Source organism: Nocardiopsis sp. CA-288880, from assembly GCF_050955985.1.
Classification (GTDB): domain Bacteria; phylum Actinomycetota; class Actinomycetes; order Streptosporangiales; family Streptosporangiaceae; genus Nocardiopsis; species Nocardiopsis tropica.
In genome coordinates this window covers 4,663,956-4,679,927 of the sequence record NZ_CP192105.1, presented here as the reverse complement: position 1 = coordinate 4,679,927, position 15,972 = coordinate 4,663,956, and the positions used below count along the sequence as shown (strand labels likewise).

Below are 15,972 nucleotides of genomic sequence, written 5' to 3'. Positions count from 1 at the left end.
GAGCATGCGGATCGCGGTCTATGCGTTCGACGACGTCACGATGTTCCACCTGTCCACGCCGACCCTCGTCTTCGACGAAGTCGCCCGGCAGGGGTGCGCCGACTGGTCGTCGACGTTGTTCTCCGAGGCGAGGGGTCGTGTGCGCACGGCGGAGGGGTACCAGCTCGGCGGGCTCGCGGACCTCACCGCCCTCGAGGACGCCGACGCGGTGGTGATCCCCTCGTGGCACACGGACTTCCGAAGGCCGAGCCCGGCCCTGGGCGCCGCGCTACGCCGCGCGCACGAGCGGGGAGCGACCGTGGTCGGCCTCTGCCTGGGGTCGATCGCCGTGGCGGACGCCGGGCTGCTGGACGGGCGGGCTGCGGTCACGCACTGGAAGGCGTTCGAGACCTTTCGCACGCGGCACCCGGGTGTCGCCCTGGACAAGACGGTGCTGTACATCGACCACGGTGACGTCCTCACCTCCGCCGGCACCGCCGCGGGCCTGGACGCCTGCCTCCACCTGGTCCGCACCCGACTCGGATCGCACACCGCAGGCCAGGTCGCCAAGGAACTCGTCGTGGCCCCCCACCGCGGCGGTGGCCAGGCGCAGTACATCGACGGCCCCCGCCCTTCGCGGACCACCGCAGAACCGATCTCCCGGGTCCTCGAATGGGCGCTCGAACACCTCGCCGAACCGATCGACGTCGACACCCTCGCCGGCGTCGCCCGTATGAGCAGGCGCACCTTCATCCGCGCCTTCACCGCCACCAACGGCACGACCCCGGCCGCCTGGCTCCGTGAACAACGCCTCAACGAGGCCCGCCGTCTCCTGGAGACCACCGACCTGCCGATCGAGCAGGCCGCCGCCAGGTGCGGACTGCGCAACGCGGCCACGTTCCGGAAGCACTTCCGGACCTCCTTCGGGATGACGCCCTCGGAGTACCGCCGCGACTACAGCACCCGGCACGGAGACTGACCCGGCCGGCCGGGAACGCGGGGCCGTGCCCCCTGGGTCCGTTCGCCCCCGCCGCTATCGTGGCGACCGGACCAGAGCCGATCGAGGCTGCCTCAGAAGGACGCGACGGAGACCCTGACACACGATGACCGACCCGTACGATCCCCAGAACGTCTTCGCGAAGATCATCCGCGGCGAGGCCCCCGCCTACACGATCCATGAGGACGACGAGGTCCTCGCCTTCCTCGACGTGTTCCCCCAGTCCTACGGTCACGCCCTCGTGATCCCGAAGACCGGGCAGCCCCGGACCCTCCTGGACGCCACGCCTGCACAACTCGCCACGCTCATCCAGAAGGTGCAGCGGGTCGCGCGGGCGGTCGCCGACGAGCTCGAACCCGACGGCATCCAGATCATCCAGTTCAACGAGGCCGCTGCCGGGCAGACCGTGTTCCATCTGCACTTCCACGTCATCCCCCGGTACGAGGGCGAGACCCTCGAACTCCACGCCGCCGTCCGGGCGGACGACAGCCGGCTCGCGGTGCTCCAGCGGCGGCTACGGGACCGGCTGGACGCGGGACCGCAGGCTCCGTCCGCCTCCTGAGCGGCTCGGGCCTCCTCGCACGCGTGACGCCGGTGCGGCGTGGCACGCGTGCGAGGGGGGCACCGCTGGTGGAGGGGCCGGGTCAGCTGGCGAAGTGGTCGCCCGCCACGACGCCGCTGGCGTGGTGGTCGTCGGCGTGCGCGGGGGCTCCGAGCACGAGGGCGGTGACGGCGGCGAGGGCCGCGGTGGCGATCAGTCGGCGGATCATGTGTGTCTCCCGGGAGAGGTCAACAGGTCCCTTCGAGCATGGCAAGCCGCCCCGGAACTGTCGTTGGCCCCGAGTCGCCGTTTTCTTGATCCTCGGTCGACTGTTCCGGGCCGGGGCCGGCGGAGGGGGAGGCGCCCTCCTCGCCGGAACGGTCCCGGAGGCCGCCGAACCGGGTCCGAGGGTGTCGGGAGGAGGCCGGCCCGGGCCCCGCCGTCCCGCTCCTGGTCGCGGTCCCCTCATCCGACCCGGGCCGGGCCGGTGCGGCGAGGCCAGGACGCCCCGTGCGAGTCGGCGAAACCCTCAGACCGCTCCCGGGCTCCGCGTGGAGACCTCCGCCGCCCCCTCCCGGCCCACCCCGTCCGCTTCCCGGAGGGGGAGGCCCAACAGTGCGGCGACCCTGGCGGCGAGGTCCGGCCCGCCGTCGGCGTGGACCGTCGTGATGCCCAGCTCCCGGGCCGGAGGCAGGTTGTCGGGGTTGTCGTCCACGAACACGCACGCGCCGCCGTCCAGGCCCAGGCGCTCCAACGTGCGCCGGTAGATCTCGGAGTCGGGCTTGGCGACCCCCTCGACCTCCGACAGCACCGTCACGTCGAACAGCCCGTTCACCCCGAGCGCCTCGTAGGGGTCGTACGGGTCCAGACCGAAGCTGTTGGACAGCAGGGCGACCTTCAGCCCCGCACGGCGGGCGGTGCGGGCCAGGGCGATCATGGCGGCGTCGGCACCGACCCCGGCCCAGGCCCGTCCCATGAGGTCCTCGTGCTCGGCGACGCCCAGCAGCGCCGCGGTGCGCCGGTTCCACTCGCGCTGGGAGAGCCGGCCGGCCTCCAGGTCCAGGTAGAGCCGACGGCCCTCGGGGTGATGGGTCAGCGTCGTCCCCCACGCACGGGGATGCAGTCCCTGGGCCACGCACCAGCCCTGCACGGACGCGCGCACGTTCGCGGTGAGCACGCCGACGAAGTCCAGGACGAGCCCCCGGTAGGGGCCGGAAGGGGGAGGGGAGGAGGACACGGTTCACCTTCGCTGTCGGTACGGCGGGGGACGGACGGACACGGGCCTGTGGCAGTGGGGGCCGGGCTTCCGGGACCTGCCGCCGCTTCGGTGCGGGGTGCCCGTCCTCGCCGTCCGGCTCGCGGCGGCCCGAGCGGTACCTCCTCACGCGTGTCCTCGGAGGACAGTAGCCCGCCGGGCGACGTGGGGCCCGGGCGATGACCGGACCCGGTCATTCCCGGCATTCCAGGTTCCCCGGCGCCGGGGTGGTCGGCCACGCAGCCGCGGAACCCTCCGCTGCCGGACGGCCCGCACCGTGAGCAGGCTCCGCGTCGACCGGTCCGCCGGCCGTCCCGGGCGTTCGCGCCCGCAGGGCGGCCCGGGGCGACGTGCGGTGAAGGTCCGCTGAAAGCACCGTCGGTGACCCTGGTGGTACGTGGAGCCACCGGCTGACGGGGCCGGTGGCGGAGCCGAGCGAAGGACGGACACGTTGATCGAGTCGGAGTTCAACACCGACGAACTGCCCGCCGCGGACCGCTTCGAGGCGTGGCGCCGGATCATGGCCGCGGCCCCGACCCCCATGGATGCCACGAGCGACCGGATCGCGGACTTCCGGGTCCACCAGCGGGACCTGCACCTGGAGGACGCACGCGTGTGGAAGATGGGGTTCCGGGCCCTGACAGCGCGCAGGACGGCACGGTTGATCCGGATCTCCGACCCGGAGGCGTACAACATCTGCCTGGTGCGGAGCGGCACGATGGAACGCGACTGGGACCGGAGCAGGGCCGCGTACGGCCCCGACGAGATCCACGTGAACGACTCCTCCACGCCGTACGACATCCAGGCGCCGGGCGACAAGGGGCTCGTCGTGAGCGCGGGCGTCGACATCCCCAAGCGCCTGCTGACCCTGCCCCGGAGCAGGGCCGACCGGGTCACCGGGCTCCGGCTCTCGGGACGGGAGGGGTTCGGAGCCCTGCTCACCGGCTTCGTCCACCAGCTGACCGAGAACCCCGGGACCTACTCCCCGGGCGACGATCCCCGACTGGCGCTGATCCTGGGCGACCTCGTGTCGGCCCTGTTCGCGCACACCCTGGAGGCTGAGGACACCCTGGTCCCGGAGAGCCGCGGCCGGAGCCTGCTGCTGCGCATCCGGGCCTTCGTCCTGGAGAACCTCCACGACCCGCGGCTGACACCTGCGGCGATCGCCGCCGCGCACCACATCTCCACCAGCTACCTGCACCGGCTCTTCCAGGAGGGCGACACCACCGTCGCCGCCTGGATCCGGGAGCAGCGCCTGGAACGCGCCTGCCGGGACCTGGCCGATCCAGCCCTGGCGGCGGTCCCGATCCACAGCATCGCGGCGCGCTGGGGTTTCGACCACGCCGCCGCGTTCAGCCGTACCTTCCGAGCCGCCTACGGGATCCCCCCGCGTGACTACCGGTCGCAGGCGAGATCCAGCCGGAGCGGCGGGTCCGCGACGGAGGGCGGGCGTCCCGGCACGGCGCCTCCGCCCCACGGCCCGGAGGGGACGGAGCTGCCGGGCACGGCACCGGCCGCCCGGCTTCACGTGGTGGACCACCCGGCCCGGGAACAGCGGGAGGGGCTCGGGAGGGGTCAGCGGGGCCGGGGCCGTGCCGTGCGGCGTGCGCCACGGGTGTCGCGGGGAGAGGCCCCGTAGCTCTCACGGTAGGCCCGGCTGAAGACGGACGCGCTGGAGAACCCCCACTTCTCGGCGATGCGGTGGATCGGCACCGTGTCAAGGTCCGGGTTCTCCAGGTCGGCACGGGCGTTCGCCAGGCGCTGTCCGCGGATCCACGCGCCGACGCTGGTGCCCTCGTCGCCGAAGAGCCGGTGCAGGTAGGTGACCGAGATGTGGTGGGCCCGGGCCACGGTGCGCGGTGTCAGGGACGGGTCTCCCAGCCTGCTCCTGATGAAGTTCCTGGCGCTCATGCGCAGGGTTCTCGCCCGGCTCTCGGGAGGGAGCCGGTCCTCCGCCTCCAACGCGTGGGCGAACAGGCCCGAGACGAGGTCGCACACGACGGTGGAGAGGTGGTCGCCGTCCGAGGGGCGGTAGGAGGCGCTGTCCTGTGCCAGCTGGGAGAGGAACCGGCGCAGGAGGGCGCCGTAGCCGTCGGCTGCGGAGAGCTTGGCGCCCACCAGGGGCTCCACACTGCGCCCGGGGAACGCCAGTCTCCTCTTGGGGATCTCGAGGCCGATGCCCACCTGTCGGGGGAGCCCTGCCGCGGCCCGGATCCGGAAGGGGACCGAGGTGTCGACCACGTTGATCTCGTTCCCGCGGACGTCGCTGGAGCGGCCCTCGGACTCCACCTCGAGCCGACCGGTGGTCACGATGCTCAGGTGGTAGCACTCGGGGTCCGAGGCCCGGATGAGCCGCGGGACCCTCTCGAAGGTCACCGGCTGGAAGGCCGTCGGCCACACCATGACGTCGGCCAGCTCCATCATGTGCTGGTAGGCGAGGAAGTCGTCGGTGCGGTCGCTGGTGAGGCGGACGGGGACGTGGGTCATGCCGATGCAGTCCTGCCAGTAGCCGAACCGGTCAGCGGGGGGAAGGTCCCGTGTGCGGAACACTTTCTCGATCACAGGGAGATGTCCTGGGTCTCACGGATTCTGCTTTCGAGGAATGGTACGTCGGCTCGACGAACGGCCGTCAAGGATTTCTTCCACCGAATGCCGTGAAGGGAAATCACCTTTCACACCGGGCCGTTACCGCCCCTCGGTCAGCCTTCGGGAACGGAAGCGCACGGTGTTCCCGGAAAAGGGCTCCCGCTGTCCCGGGGACGCGTGTTCCGGCGTTGCCGGTGTGGCGTCCGGGACTACGGGCCGAAAACGGCGTCCGAGGGGCGCTGCGATTGCCGGTCCGCCTGCGCGACGGCGGGCCCGTGCCGGGCGATCACACTGCGGGCGGCGTCGAGCTCGGCCTCCCTCGCCCGCGCGAATCCGGCGAAGTCCTTCGGGTGGGAGTCGATGACTTCTCGCTGGATCCCCTCCTCCACCGCGGACCACACCTCCACGAGACCGGTCTCGTCCTTGCAGCGCACGTCCGTGCGGGCCGCGGTGATCTCGCGGTCCGAGGGCTCCTCGATCTCTGCCCAGGCGGGGTCGCCGTTGGCATCGAGCGGATCCGCGTAGTCGAACCCCTCCGCGCGCATGCACGTGCTCCACCCACCGATGACACGCACCACCTCGGGGTGCTCCCGGGAGGCTTCGAAGGTCTGGCCGATGTAGCCGTTCAGCAGGGCAGTGTCCGTCGCCGGGACGTCCCGGCGGAGAGTCTCGCGAGCCTCGGCCAGACATCCGCCCTCCCCGTCCTCTCCGTACGCGGCGGTCCACCGGTCGCGGGGCAGGGCCTCCCTGGCCTGCCACACCAGGTCCCGGGCGCGCTGGTCCTCGGCGGGAGGCGGCGGATGGTAGCCGTGGCGTTCGGCGAGCTCGGGCTCGACCAGCCCGTAGCGCTTGCGGTTGAGCGGGTCGGTGTCCTCCTCGGGAGGGGGCGGCAGGGGCTCCCACGGCAGGCCGGCGTCGCGCATGCAGCCGCCGACGAGTAGGTCCTCCGCGTACTGGACCGCCAGCAGGTCGGGTCTGGAGAGGCTGTACTCGTCCAGGGGAACCCACAAGTCGGCGACCTGTTCTCCCACTCGCGGGGCGTGCTGTTCCGCGGGGGCGGTGGAGCACCCCACGGCGGCGAGGAGCGCTCCCGCCCACAGGACGGGGGAAATCCGCATGGTGGCCCTGGCCCTTCTCGAACGGAAGGGGTGCGGCGCCGAGACCGGCACCGCACCCCGGCAGCGTCGTTCTCCTAGTTCACGAACCTGACGGAGCTCGCCCGGTTGTCGAAGTTGGACGGGTTGTTCGAGTTGTTGCTCAGATCCTTGTCCTCGGAGTGGCCGCGGGCGGTGTAGGGGGTGCCGCCGTAGTTCGCGGAGGGGTACATGAGCGCCCGCATGGAGCCCCTGTTCTGGAAGGAGCTGATGTTGTCGTTGATGGTCGCACCGCTCCCGCTCCACGTGTTGTTGGAGAAGTTGCTGTCGTTCGCGGTCAGATGGGCCCGACGGCCCCCGAAGTCGTCGTGCTCGTAGACATAGAGGGAGCGGAGTGCCTGGGTTCCCACGTCGGTGGTCTGGGCGGCCGTCGCGGGTGCCCCCATGCCCAGTGCCCCGGCGAAGCCGAGTGCCGCGAGCGTCGCCGCCAGACCGAATGTGCGCTGCATGTCGATTCCCCTGTTTCTCAGCCGCCCTGTGGGGCGGGAACGCCTTCACCCGTGGCCCGGGTGCGGAGGGACGTGCTCCTGGGAGGGACGGGGGCCACCGGCCCGGAGGACCGGTCGGCGCCCGGGCCGCCGGAGCGGAGGACCTGCTCCCACGCCCCGAACCCCCAGGGGCTCGCCGAGCGGACGTCCGTGTGTCAGGCGCCCTGTGGGCCCGGCGTCCGGCTCTCTTCAACGATCGCGCTTGCGCCGCCCGCTGTCATTGACGCAGGATCCACGGTTCCTTGACGTTCCCTCCACCCGTGCTGTCGCGGGACCGCGCCCCGGCGTTCCGGCGGAGCGTTCCGAGCGCACGCGGGCGGCGCCCCGGTGCTCCGATGGCGGCACGCCCGGGCTCGTGCGTACTCCGTAGGCCTGCCGTCCACCCGCAGGCCATGCCCGGTCCCGGATGCGCACGGACCCGGCGCGCGTGCGCCGGGTCCGCCCGGTGCGGGGTTCGCGGGGGCCGGCCCCCGCGAGGACCGGATCAGTGCACGTAGGGCCATCCGGAGGAGTCCCAGCCGAGCCAGTTCAGGCCCAGCAGCGCCGTGCCGTTGTCGTCGTAGTAGTGGTAGGCCAGGATGTCGCTGTCGGTGTCGGCGAAGACGTCCTGGTGTCCGGGTCCGTGGACGCTGCCGTGGCCGGACAGGACCTCCGTGCCCCCGCCCGCGAGCATGGCGGTGCCGTTGCGGTCGACATAGGGGCCGGTGATGCTGCTGGAACGGCCGACCATGATCCGGTAGGTGCTCGCGGCCCCCTGGCAGCACGTGTCGAAGGAGACGAACAGGTAGTACCGGCCGCCGCGGTAGAAGATGGTCGGGGCCTCGATGGCGCCCCCGCCGCGTCCGGCGATCGAGTGCAGGGTGCCGTCGTGGCGCTTGCCGGTCGCCGGGTCGATGCGCACCATCTTGAGCCCCGACCAGAACGAGCCGAACGCCATCCACCAGCGCCCCTGGGCGTCCACCTGCAGGTGGGGGTCGATGGCGTTGAAGTCGTCGGAGGTGGACGACTCCACGACCAGGCCCTCGTTGTTCCAGGTCCCGGAGTTCCCGCTGGTGCTGGTCGCCAGGAAGATCGCCGACCGGTTGGAGCCGAAGGTCGAGGCGGAGTAGTAGAGGTGGTAGCGCCCGTCGGCGTAGGACAGGTGCGGGGCCCACAGGTTGCGGTCGCCGCCCGTGTAGGGGGTGGTCCACGGTGCGCCCGAGGGGAAGACCACGCCGGCGTTGCTGAAGGCGGTCCGGTCGGTCGAGGTCTTCAGGCCCACGCCGTGGGCGGTGTGGGCGACCAGGTAGCCGCCGCCGGGCCGCTTGACGAAGGACGGGTCGTGCACCCTGACGTCGCCGGTCACGAGGCCGGGGCCGGGGTAGTCGGCGGCCGCGGCGTGCCGGGGGAGGGCCGCGTCGGCGATGCCCGGGACCGCCGCCAGCGCTCCCGCGGCCAGGGCGGCGCCCAGCATTCTGCGGCGGGAGGGGAAGGGGGAAGGGGTGAGCGGGTTTTCCTTCATGGGGGGAGACTCCTCGGTGTCGGTGCCTGTCCTGGCCGACATGGGTGGAGGGGGTCGACGCCGCCGCCCGCCCGCGCCGCGGCGGAGCCGTGCCCGCCACAGGTCGCGGAGGGGGACGGCTGCCCGGGCGCAGGGGTGGAGCCCGGTGAGCCGGGGATGTGAGCGCTAACAATGCGGGCGGCGAAAGCGTTGTGCACGGGGGTCCGTCAGTGGGGGCGGGAGGCGGGGTACCGCCGGACACCGCGCACCCCGATCCGGCTTCGCCGTCCCGGTCCCGTGGTTCACCGGGCAGGAGGCGGCGGTTCGGTGGGGGCGCCGGTGGATGTGGTTCGCTGTTACGAACACGCTTCGTAATTGTTCGGTCATCGTAAGATGGCGCCCCTGCAGCGTCAACCCTCCTTCGCGCACCGCCCTGGGCGGCCGGTCCGTGGTCTGTGCGCCGCGCGCGGGCCGGTCCCCTCCCGCCCGGGGGCGGGCAGCGGCCCGGCCGCCCGCGCGGTCTCCCGGAGGCCGAGGACGTGGGCGCCCCCGGCCCTTCCCGGCGAAACGTGTGTACCGACCAGGTGCGACTCGTAGACTGCGGACACCCCTGGCGAACCGCGCGCAATCTCCGGAGCCGACCGGTGACGATCACCGACGCACTCATCTCGACCACGCTGGCCGCCTATCTCGGGCAGCGCCCCGACGAGGCCGGGGCGCTCGCCGAACCGGTGCGGTTGCTGCGCCGGGGCAGGGATTTCGCCTCGCGCCGCACCTTCCCCCTGCACGTGACCGTGGGCGCGCTCCTGGTCCACCGGGAGGCCGGGATCCTGCTCGTCCGCCACCGGGCGTACGGGCTGCTGCTGCAACCCGGAGGACACCTCGAACCCGGGGACACCGCCCTGGCCGAGGCGGCCCTGCGTGAACTGGTGGAGGAGACCGGTGTCGACGCCGACGCGGTGTCCCTCTCCTCGCGGGAACCGGCCTACGTCGAGTTCGGCCGGGTCCCGGCACGGCCGGACAAGGACGAGCCGGACCACTGCCACCTCGACTTCGGCTACGTGTTCACGACCGCCAGTGCCGAGATCGGGCGCGTCCAGGAGTCCGAGGTCACCGGTGCGGACTGGTACCCCCTCCCGCTGGCCGAACGTCTCGTCGGGCCCCGCGTCGCACGTGCTGCGGGTCCGTCGGTCCGGGCCGGCTGACGGAGCCTCCGGTACGCCCCCGGCCCCGCCCCGGCGCCGTCGGCCGGGGTCGGCGTGGTCAGCGGGTGCCCGTCGCGGGGGCGAAGGGGCCGTCCAGGGCTCCCCATTGCAGGAGCAGGATGGTCTTGCCGTCGATGATGCGCCCGTCGCGGGTCATGGCGAGCGCCTCGGCGAACGGCAGCTCGAGGACCTCGATGTCCTCGCCGTCCTCCTCGAGTCCGCCGCCGGGCCCGGTCCGGTCCGCAGGGGTGTAGGGGGCGGCGAAGAAATGGAGGCGTTCGGTGACGGAACCGGGGCTCATGTAGGCGTCGAAGACGTGGGTGAGCGGGCCGAGGGCGACGCCGAGTTCCTCGGCGCCCTCGCGCCGGATGGCGGCGGGCGGGTCGTCCGAGTCGAGCAGCCCTGCGGCCGCTTCGACGAGCATGCCGTCGGGGTGGTCGTTGACGTAGGCGGGGTAGCGGAACTGGCGGGTGAGCAGGACGCGACCGCGTCCGATGTCGTAGGGCAGGATGACGGCGCCGTTGCCGCGGTCGTAGGTCTCGCGCTGCTGGGTTTCCCGGCGTCCGTCGCGGCGGCGGTAGTCGAAGGTGGTGCGGCGCAGGACGTGCCAGCCCTGGGAGGTGAGCTCGACGTCGCGGACCACGACGTCGGGATTCCGGTCCAGGTCGCGTCCGGCCCGGTCGAGGCCGGTGCGGCCGCGATGGTCCGGGACGTCGACGCCGGGGCGGGGCGTCACGCGGTCTTCCGCGGAGCGCGCCGGGGGATCCCTGCCGCATCGAGGTGGACGGGCGGGGCAATCCGTTCTCCGGTCACGGGGAGGCGGTCGGAGGCGGGGCCCTGCCCTGCGGTGGGCTCGGGGTGGACGGGCCCGACGGCCGTGGTCTGTGGATCGACGCCGGTTCCGGAGCGGCAGGGCCCGGCGGCCGGGATGCGTAGGGGCTTGTCGGTCATGAGTCGCTATACTACATGCAGAAACGTGCAGAAATAGGAGAGAGTGTGCATGCTGGCTGCTGAACGACGCGACCACCTGCTCGAACTGCTCGCGAGGGAGGGCAAGGTCGTCGCCAAGGACGTCGCCACCCGATTGGGGATATCCGAGGACAGCGTGCGGCGCGACCTGCGCGATCTCGCCGCCGAGGGACGGTGTCAGCGGGTCTACGGCGGGGCCCTGCCCGTCTCGCCGGCGGTGGTGGACTATGCCGCCCGGCAGACCGTGGCCCCTGACGGCAAGCGGAAGGTCGCCGCGGTGGCCGCCGGGCTCGTACGGCCCGGCGCCGCGCTGATTCTCGACGGCGGCACCACCGCCCTCGCCGTCGCCCGTGCACTCCCGCAGGACCTCGCCTGCACCGTGATCACCCACAGCCCGACGATCGCCTCCGCCCTGCTCGACCATCCCCGGGCCGACCTCTTCCTGCTCGGCGGCCGCGTATTCAAGCACTCGGCGGTCACCTGCGGTGCCGCCGCCGTCGAGGCGGCACAGAACGTCTCCGCCGACCTCTGCCTGCTCGGCGTCACCGGAGTGCACCCCGAGGCGGGACTCACCACCGCAGACGCGGAGGAGGCCGCCATGAAGCGCGCTTTGGCGGCGCGGGCCGCGGACACCTACGTTCTCGCCTCCTCCGAGAAGATCGGCACGGCTTCACGGTTCCGCGTCCTGCCGTGGGAGAAGGTCAGCGGACTGATCACCGACGCCGACCCCCATGACGCGGTCGTCGAACAGCTCAAGGCTCTCGGCGTGGAGATCCTGGCGGCCGGCTGACCACCGCCGACCGCACACGGCGTGTGGACCTGTCGACATGCCGTCCGGAGCATCGACCCGCCACGGGGATCGACGTGCCCGCTGCCAGGATCCGGAGGTCACTCCGCGACGCTCCCGGCCCCGCGTGCCGCCGGAGTCACGGGCAATATTCGGGAACGGCCGGACCGGCGGGCCGAAGCCCTCTAAAGTTCTCCCATGAACAGCCCGGACGAGGTGTCCCTGACCTGGCACTCCGACGAGCGACCGCCTGCTGACCTGCCTGTTCGACAGGTCTACGGATGGGTGCTCGACGCCCGCGCCCGCGTGGTGCTCCTGCGCGACCTCGGCAGATGGAGCCTGCCGGGGGGAAAGCCCGAACCCCGCGACGGCGGCGACCTGGCCGCGACGCTGCGCCGGGAGGTGTGGGAAGAGGTCCAGGTCACCCTGGCCGACCCGGTCTATCTCGGCTACCAGAGCGTGCACGGGCCCGGTGAGCCCTTCGCGCAGGTGAGAATGGCCGCCCGCCTGCACCGCCTGGCCGAGCGCGCGCCCGACCCCGACCCCGACAAGAACCGGGTCCACGAACGCCACCTGCTCCCTCTGGACAAGGCCTTGGAGCTGCTCGACTGGGGGCCCTCGGTCCTTCCCCAGGTCGCGCACCTGGCCCGCGTGGCGGCCGAACGCTGGGTGCTCGACCTCGGCGCCAGCCCCGTGGCGTGAGCAGGTCGCGTGCCCGAGGGCGGCGGCGTCCACCGAGGACCCGCGCAGGGGAGGTGCTGCCCGTGAGCGTCACGGGCCGCCGCCTCCCGGCGGGGCACGCGCACGCGGTGCTCCCGACGGCTTCCCCGAACCGCCGGTGGGCCGGGGGCCTGGACGGTGACCGTGCTCGGGGAAGAACGCACGCCCCGAGGAGTATTCCGTGAGCCGATCCTGGCCGGAGCTGTTGTCCGCGCTGCTGCGCGGACAGGACCTGGGCGCGGCCGACACCCGGTGGGCGATGGGCCGGGTCATGGACGGGGCGGCCGACCCCGTCGAGCTGGCCGGGTTCCTGGTCGCGCTCCGGGCGAAGGGCGAGTCCGCCGCCGAGATGGCGGGCCTGCTCGACGCCCTCATGGAACGCGTCGTGCCCCTGCCGGTGGACGGCACCGCGGTCGTCGACATCGTCGGCACCGGCGGCGACGGGGCCCACACCGTGAACGTGTCCACCATGGCCGCGATCGTGCTCGCCGCGACCGGTGTCCGCGTGGTCAAGCACGGCGGCCGGTCGGTCTCCTCCCGGTCGGGTTCCGCGGACGTGCTCGAAGCGCTGGGCATCCCGTTGGACCTGGGTCCCGAACAGGTCGCCCGGTGCGTCGACGAGGTCGGCATCGGGTTCACCTTCGCCCCCGTCTTCCACCGGGGCCTGCACCACGCGGCCCCGGTGCGCAGAAGACTGGGGGTGCCCACGGCCGTCAACCACCTGGCCCCGCTCACCAACCCGGCCCTCCCCTCTACCTCCCTGGTGGGGTGCTCCGACACCCGCCTGGCCCCCGTGCTGGCCCGGGTCCTGGCCGACCGGGGCGCCACCGCCCTGGTGGTGCGCGGTGACGACGGGGTGGACGAGATCACCACCGCGGCGACCACCCGGGTGTGGGCGGTCGCCGACGGCCGGGTGGAGCGGATGCGGCTGGACACGGCCGGGCACGGACTGGCCCGCTGCGGCCCCGATGCCCTGCGGGGAGGGGACGCCGTCTTCAACGCCGGTGTGGTGCGGCGTGTCCTGGAGGGGGAGCGGGGGCCGGTCCGGGACGTCGTCCTGGCCAACGCCGCCGGCGCCCTGGCCGCCCGCCGGGGGTGGGCGCACGGTCTGGACGCGGCGTTCGCCGACGCCCTGGCGACGGTCGCCCCGGCCGTGGACTCCGGCGCCGCCCGCACGCTGTTGCGGGACTGGGTCGACCTGGCCCGATTCCTGGCCGTGTCGTAGAGACCTCTACCGCGCCGCGGCGACCGCCACCCGCATCAGCTCCCGGAACGGTGCGGGCGCCGAGGCTTCTGCGCCCAGGCGCGCGGTGCGGGCCAGCAGGGCGTCGACGCGTCCTGAACGAACCCGTCCCACCAGGGGGACCACCGCTGTGGTCAGTACCTCCCGGGCGGCCGTCCATGCCCTCAGGCGTACCAGGGCGTCCAGTTGGTGGACCGCGTGGATCAGCGGCCCCCGCGGGTTGTGGGGCGGACAGTGCTCCCGAGCCGACGCGAACAGCTCCTGCGCCCTGTCCCACCGGCCGTCGTCGACGTGGATCATGGCCTCGTGGCAGGTCAGCTCACTGTCGACGATCCACCATGTCCAGTGCGGGTCGCGGTCGCCGGCACCCTCCCGTAAGCGGGAGCGGGCCCGGCGCAGAGTGGCCAGGGCACGGACCGGTGTGTTGCTCTGCCCCTGGGCCCGTGCCAGACGCAGCTCGAACAGGCAGGCCAGCCGAGGGGAGAGCTTCTGGTCCAGGACGTGCTCGCACACCTGGTGCGCCTGGGAGGGCCGGTGTTCGTGGGCGTCGTGCATCGCGAGCTGGGCCAGGGCGAACAGCTCGCCGCCACGGTCACCGCCCGCCCGCGCGGTCACGACCGAAGCGCTGGTCAACCTACGGGCCAGCACGTGTTCATCGGCGTCGAAGGCCAGCCACCCGGCCACCTGCAACGCCTCCGCGGCGGCCGAGACCACGTCCGGTGAGGCGCCGGACCCGGCAGCGGTGCGGGCGGTGCGCGCCGCGCGCACCGCTGCGGGGACCAGGTCCGTTCCGTCCGGGGTCCCGTCCAGGGACACCAGGTGGGCGCTGGTCGCCCGGATACGATCCGCCTCGACGCGCTTCGCCCGTGCGCCGACGGCCAGATCCTCCGGATGCACGTCCAACACCCGGGCCAGCAGCAACAGGTAGTGCTCACCGGGCCCGTACCGGCCCGCCTCCCAGTCGCGGACGCGCCGTACCAGGCTCCGGGGGGTCTCGGCGGCTCCCAGGCCGGCCGCGTACGCCGTCTCCTGGGCCAGACGCAGCGGGTCCCACCCGCGGACGGTGCGGACGGTGCGGGCGGTGCGCAGGTTCCGCGACCACACCGGGTGTTCCGATGAAGAGTCCATGACGTCATCGTCCCCACCGAGCGCGCCGACCACCCGGCCCTTGGGCGTCGACCGGAACCGGACAGGGGCAGGGGACGGGCACGCACGCGAGCTCCCGGACGCCACGCGCGCAAGATCGCCAAAACCCCGTGCGCGGGATCACCGCTGGTTAGCCTGCCGGTGTGACGACCTCCGACACCTCCGCCCCCGTCCCGGATGCCCCAGCCCCGGACGCCGACCGCGCCGACGAGATGCGCGAGCGGTTGATCACCCGGCTGCGAGCCGTCAAGGCCCTGCGCACCGAGCCGGTGCTCCGTGCGGTCCGCACCGTGCCACGCCACCTGTTCGCCCCCGAATTCCCACTGGGGGAGGTGTACGACCTGACGACGGTGCTGCGCACCCGCTTCACCGACGACGGAGCCGCGACCAGCTCCGTCTCGGCGACCTGGGTGCAGACCCTGATGCTGGAGCGCGCCGCCATCCGGCCCGGCATGCGGGTCCTGGAAGTGGGCAGCGGCGGCTACAACGCCGCGCTCATCGCCGAGATCGTCGGTCCCACCGGGGCGGTGACCTCCATCGACATCGACCCCGCGGTCATCGACCGCGCCCGAACCCACCTGACCCGGGCCGGATACGCGGACCGGGTGAAGCTGGTCGTCGGCGACGCCGAACACGGCTGCTCCGACGGTGCTCCCTACGATCGGATCATCGTCACCGTCGCCGCCACCGACTTGCCCCCGGCCTGGACCCGACAGCTCGTCGAGGGCGGACGGCTCGTACTCCCGCTGGGGGTGAGGGGCTTCCAGCGCATCTACGCCTTCACCCGCCACGGCCGACTGCTCCTGGGCGAGACCGGCAACCACGCGGGGTTCGTTCCCATGCAGGGCCTGGGCGCTCCCGCCTCCGCCACCGTGCCGGTCACCGACACGGTCGGACTGACCACCGACGCCGACCCCGTGCCCGCGCCGGAGAACCTGCCCGGGGTGTTCGCCCTGCCCGTATACGAACGGTCCACCGGGGTCCGCATCGGCCGTACGGAGCCCTTCAGCACCCTGCAGATGTGGATGGCGACCGGACTGCCCCACTTCGCCACCCTGACCGGCACCGCCGACGACTTCCCCCACAAGCCCATGACCCGCGACCTGACCCCGGCGATGTGGGACGGCGCCTCCCTCGCCTACTTGCTGTCTCCGGCCGTGCCTCAGGACCCCTCCCTGTGCGAGTTCGTCGCCTGCGGTCACGGGCCCGGCGCCGCCGACATGGTCGCCCTCCTGGTCGACCGCGCCCGCGGGTGGGAGCGCGGGCACCGCGGCGGGCCCGGGCCCCGGTTCCTGGCCCACCCGGCCCTTCCATCCGCCGACGGGGTGGTCCGCACCCGCCACACCCGTCTGCTGGCCCTGTGGGACCAGACGGAGGAGAACCACGGCCTGGACTGGCCCGGCGACCCCGGCCCGTGATCCC

General features: G+C 72.9%; 16 protein-coding genes. 8 read left to right on the top strand and 8 right to left on the bottom strand.

Going from position 1 to position 15,972, the window contains the following annotated elements; genetic code table 11:
- The first annotated feature begins 4 nt into the window (after positions 1–4).
- Together ACQPYD_RS20410 and ACQPYD_RS20405 are read left to right on the top strand one after the other, a co-directional pair.
- Positions 5–958: a GlxA family transcriptional regulator gene (locus ACQPYD_RS20410; protein WP_433697199.1), complete on the top strand. Its 954-nt coding sequence runs from the start codon at positions 5–7 to the stop codon at positions 956–958.
- A 124-nt stretch (positions 959–1,082) separates the two neighbouring features.
- A complete protein-coding gene (locus ACQPYD_RS20405; protein WP_433697198.1) occupies positions 1,083–1,538 on the top strand; it encodes an HIT family protein in 456 nt (151 codons plus the stop codon).
- A gap of 82 nt (positions 1,539–1,620) precedes the next feature.
- Here the strand turns inward: ACQPYD_RS20405 and ACQPYD_RS20400 are convergent, their stop codons facing one another.
- Entirely contained in the window at positions 1,621–1,746 is a 126-nt protein-coding gene (locus ACQPYD_RS20400; RefSeq protein WP_433697197.1) for a hypothetical protein, read from the bottom strand.
- A gap of 300 nt (positions 1,747–2,046) precedes the next feature.
- Positions 2,047–2,754 (bottom strand): HAD-IA family hydrolase, encoded by a 708-nt coding sequence (locus ACQPYD_RS20395; RefSeq protein ID WP_433697196.1) that lies wholly within the window; start codon positions 2,752–2,754, stop codon positions 2,047–2,049.
- A 469-nt stretch (positions 2,755–3,223) separates the two neighbouring features.
- Here ACQPYD_RS20395 and ACQPYD_RS20390 point away from each other — a divergent pair, with 469 nt between their 5' ends.
- The gene (locus ACQPYD_RS20390; protein WP_433697195.1) at positions 3,224–4,411 is read left to right on the top strand and encodes a helix-turn-helix domain-containing protein; all 1,188 of its coding nucleotides are present in this window, start codon (positions 3,224–3,226) and stop codon (positions 4,409–4,411) included.
- On the opposite strand, the gene ACQPYD_RS20385 is transcribed toward ACQPYD_RS20390, so the two are convergent.
- The 4 genes from ACQPYD_RS20385 to ACQPYD_RS20370 all read right to left on the bottom strand — a co-directional run bounded on the left by ACQPYD_RS20385 (position 4,348) and on the right by ACQPYD_RS20370 (position 8,501).
- A complete protein-coding gene (locus ACQPYD_RS20385) occupies positions 4,348–5,334 on the bottom strand; it encodes a helix-turn-helix domain-containing protein (RefSeq protein WP_433697194.1) in 987 nt (328 codons plus the stop codon). The two genes, ACQPYD_RS20390 and ACQPYD_RS20385, sit on opposite strands and share 64 nt — an antisense overlap.
- A 233-nt stretch (positions 5,335–5,567) precedes the next feature.
- Entirely contained in the window at positions 5,568–6,476 is a 909-nt protein-coding gene (locus tag ACQPYD_RS20380; protein ID WP_433697193.1) for a hypothetical protein, read from the bottom strand.
- Between the two features lie 74 nt (positions 6,477–6,550).
- Positions 6,551–6,961 carry a peptidase inhibitor family I36 protein gene (locus ACQPYD_RS20375; protein ID WP_433697192.1) on the bottom strand — a complete coding sequence of 137 codons (411 nt, stop codon included), beginning with the start codon at positions 6,959–6,961 and terminating at the stop codon, positions 6,551–6,553.
- Between the two features lie 523 nt (positions 6,962–7,484).
- Positions 7,485–8,501, bottom strand: a complete 1,017-nt coding sequence (locus tag ACQPYD_RS20370; protein ID WP_433697191.1) for an arabinan endo-1,5-alpha-L-arabinosidase — start codon at positions 8,499–8,501, stop codon at positions 7,485–7,487.
- A 623-nt stretch (positions 8,502–9,124) separates the two neighbouring features.
- Here ACQPYD_RS20370 and ACQPYD_RS20365 point away from each other — a divergent pair.
- Positions 9,125–9,685 carry an NUDIX hydrolase gene (locus ACQPYD_RS20365; protein ID WP_433697190.1) on the top strand — a complete coding sequence of 187 codons (561 nt, stop codon included), beginning with the start codon at positions 9,125–9,127 and terminating at the stop codon, positions 9,683–9,685.
- 58 nt (positions 9,686–9,743) lie between these two features.
- Here the strand turns inward: ACQPYD_RS20365 and ACQPYD_RS20360 are convergent, their stop codons facing one another.
- Positions 9,744–10,421 (bottom strand): NUDIX domain-containing protein, encoded by a 678-nt coding sequence (locus tag ACQPYD_RS20360; RefSeq protein WP_433697189.1) that lies wholly within the window; start codon positions 10,419–10,421, stop codon positions 9,744–9,746.
- Between the two features lie 264 nt (positions 10,422–10,685).
- Between ACQPYD_RS20360 and ACQPYD_RS20355 the strand changes: the two genes are divergently transcribed.
- The 3 genes from ACQPYD_RS20355 (at position 10,686) to trpD (ending at position 13,386) form a co-directional block, all read left to right on the top strand.
- A complete protein-coding gene (locus ACQPYD_RS20355; RefSeq protein WP_433697188.1) occupies positions 10,686–11,444 on the top strand; it encodes a DeoR/GlpR family DNA-binding transcription regulator in 759 nt (252 codons plus the stop codon).
- Between the two features lie 195 nt (positions 11,445–11,639).
- Entirely contained in the window at positions 11,640–12,143 is a 504-nt protein-coding gene (locus ACQPYD_RS20350) for an NUDIX hydrolase (protein WP_433697187.1), read from the top strand.
- Between the two features lie 199 nt (positions 12,144–12,342).
- A complete protein-coding gene (trpD, locus tag ACQPYD_RS20345; protein ID WP_433697186.1) occupies positions 12,343–13,386 on the top strand; it encodes an anthranilate phosphoribosyltransferase in 1,044 nt (347 codons plus the stop codon).
- 6 nt (positions 13,387–13,392) lie between these two features.
- Here the strand turns inward: trpD and ACQPYD_RS20340 are convergent, their stop codons facing one another.
- On the bottom strand, positions 13,393–14,532 hold the full coding sequence (locus tag ACQPYD_RS20340) for a DNA-binding protein (protein ID WP_433697185.1): 1,140 nt from the start codon (positions 14,530–14,532) through the stop codon (positions 13,393–13,395).
- 161 nt (positions 14,533–14,693) lie between these two features.
- Here ACQPYD_RS20340 and fxlM point away from each other — a divergent pair, with 161 nt between their 5' ends.
- The gene (fxlM, locus tag ACQPYD_RS20335) at positions 14,694–15,968 is read left to right on the top strand and encodes a methyltransferase, FxLD system (RefSeq protein WP_433697184.1); all 1,275 of its coding nucleotides are present in this window, start codon (positions 14,694–14,696) and stop codon (positions 15,966–15,968) included.
- Positions 15,969–15,972: the final 4 nt, after the last annotated feature.

Coding starts and splice junctions, on each gene's coding strand:
- ACQPYD_RS20410 (WP_433697199.1), top strand. CDS start 5: ATGCGGATCGCGGTCTATGCGTTCGACGACGTCACGATGTTCCACCTG.
- ACQPYD_RS20405 (WP_433697198.1), top strand. CDS start 1,083: ATGACCGACCCGTACGATCCCCAGAACGTCTTCGCGAAGATCATCCGC.
- ACQPYD_RS20400 (WP_433697197.1), bottom strand. CDS start 1,746: ATGATCCGCCGACTGATCGCCACCGCGGCCCTCGCCGCCGTCACCGCC.
- ACQPYD_RS20380 (WP_433697193.1), bottom strand. CDS start 6,476: ATGCGGATTTCCCCCGTCCTGTGGGCGGGAGCGCTCCTCGCCGCCGTG.
- ACQPYD_RS20375 (WP_433697192.1), bottom strand. CDS start 6,961: ATGCAGCGCACATTCGGTCTGGCGGCGACGCTCGCGGCACTCGGCTTC.
- ACQPYD_RS20370 (WP_433697191.1), bottom strand. CDS start 8,501: ATGAAGGAAAACCCGCTCACCCCTTCCCCCTTCCCCTCCCGCCGCAGA.
- ACQPYD_RS20355 (WP_433697188.1), top strand. CDS start 10,686: ATGCTGGCTGCTGAACGACGCGACCACCTGCTCGAACTGCTCGCGAGG.
- ACQPYD_RS20350 (WP_433697187.1), top strand. CDS start 11,640: ATGAACAGCCCGGACGAGGTGTCCCTGACCTGGCACTCCGACGAGCGA.
- ACQPYD_RS20340 (WP_433697185.1), bottom strand. CDS start 14,532: ATGGACTCTTCATCGGAACACCCGGTGTGGTCGCGGAACCTGCGCACC.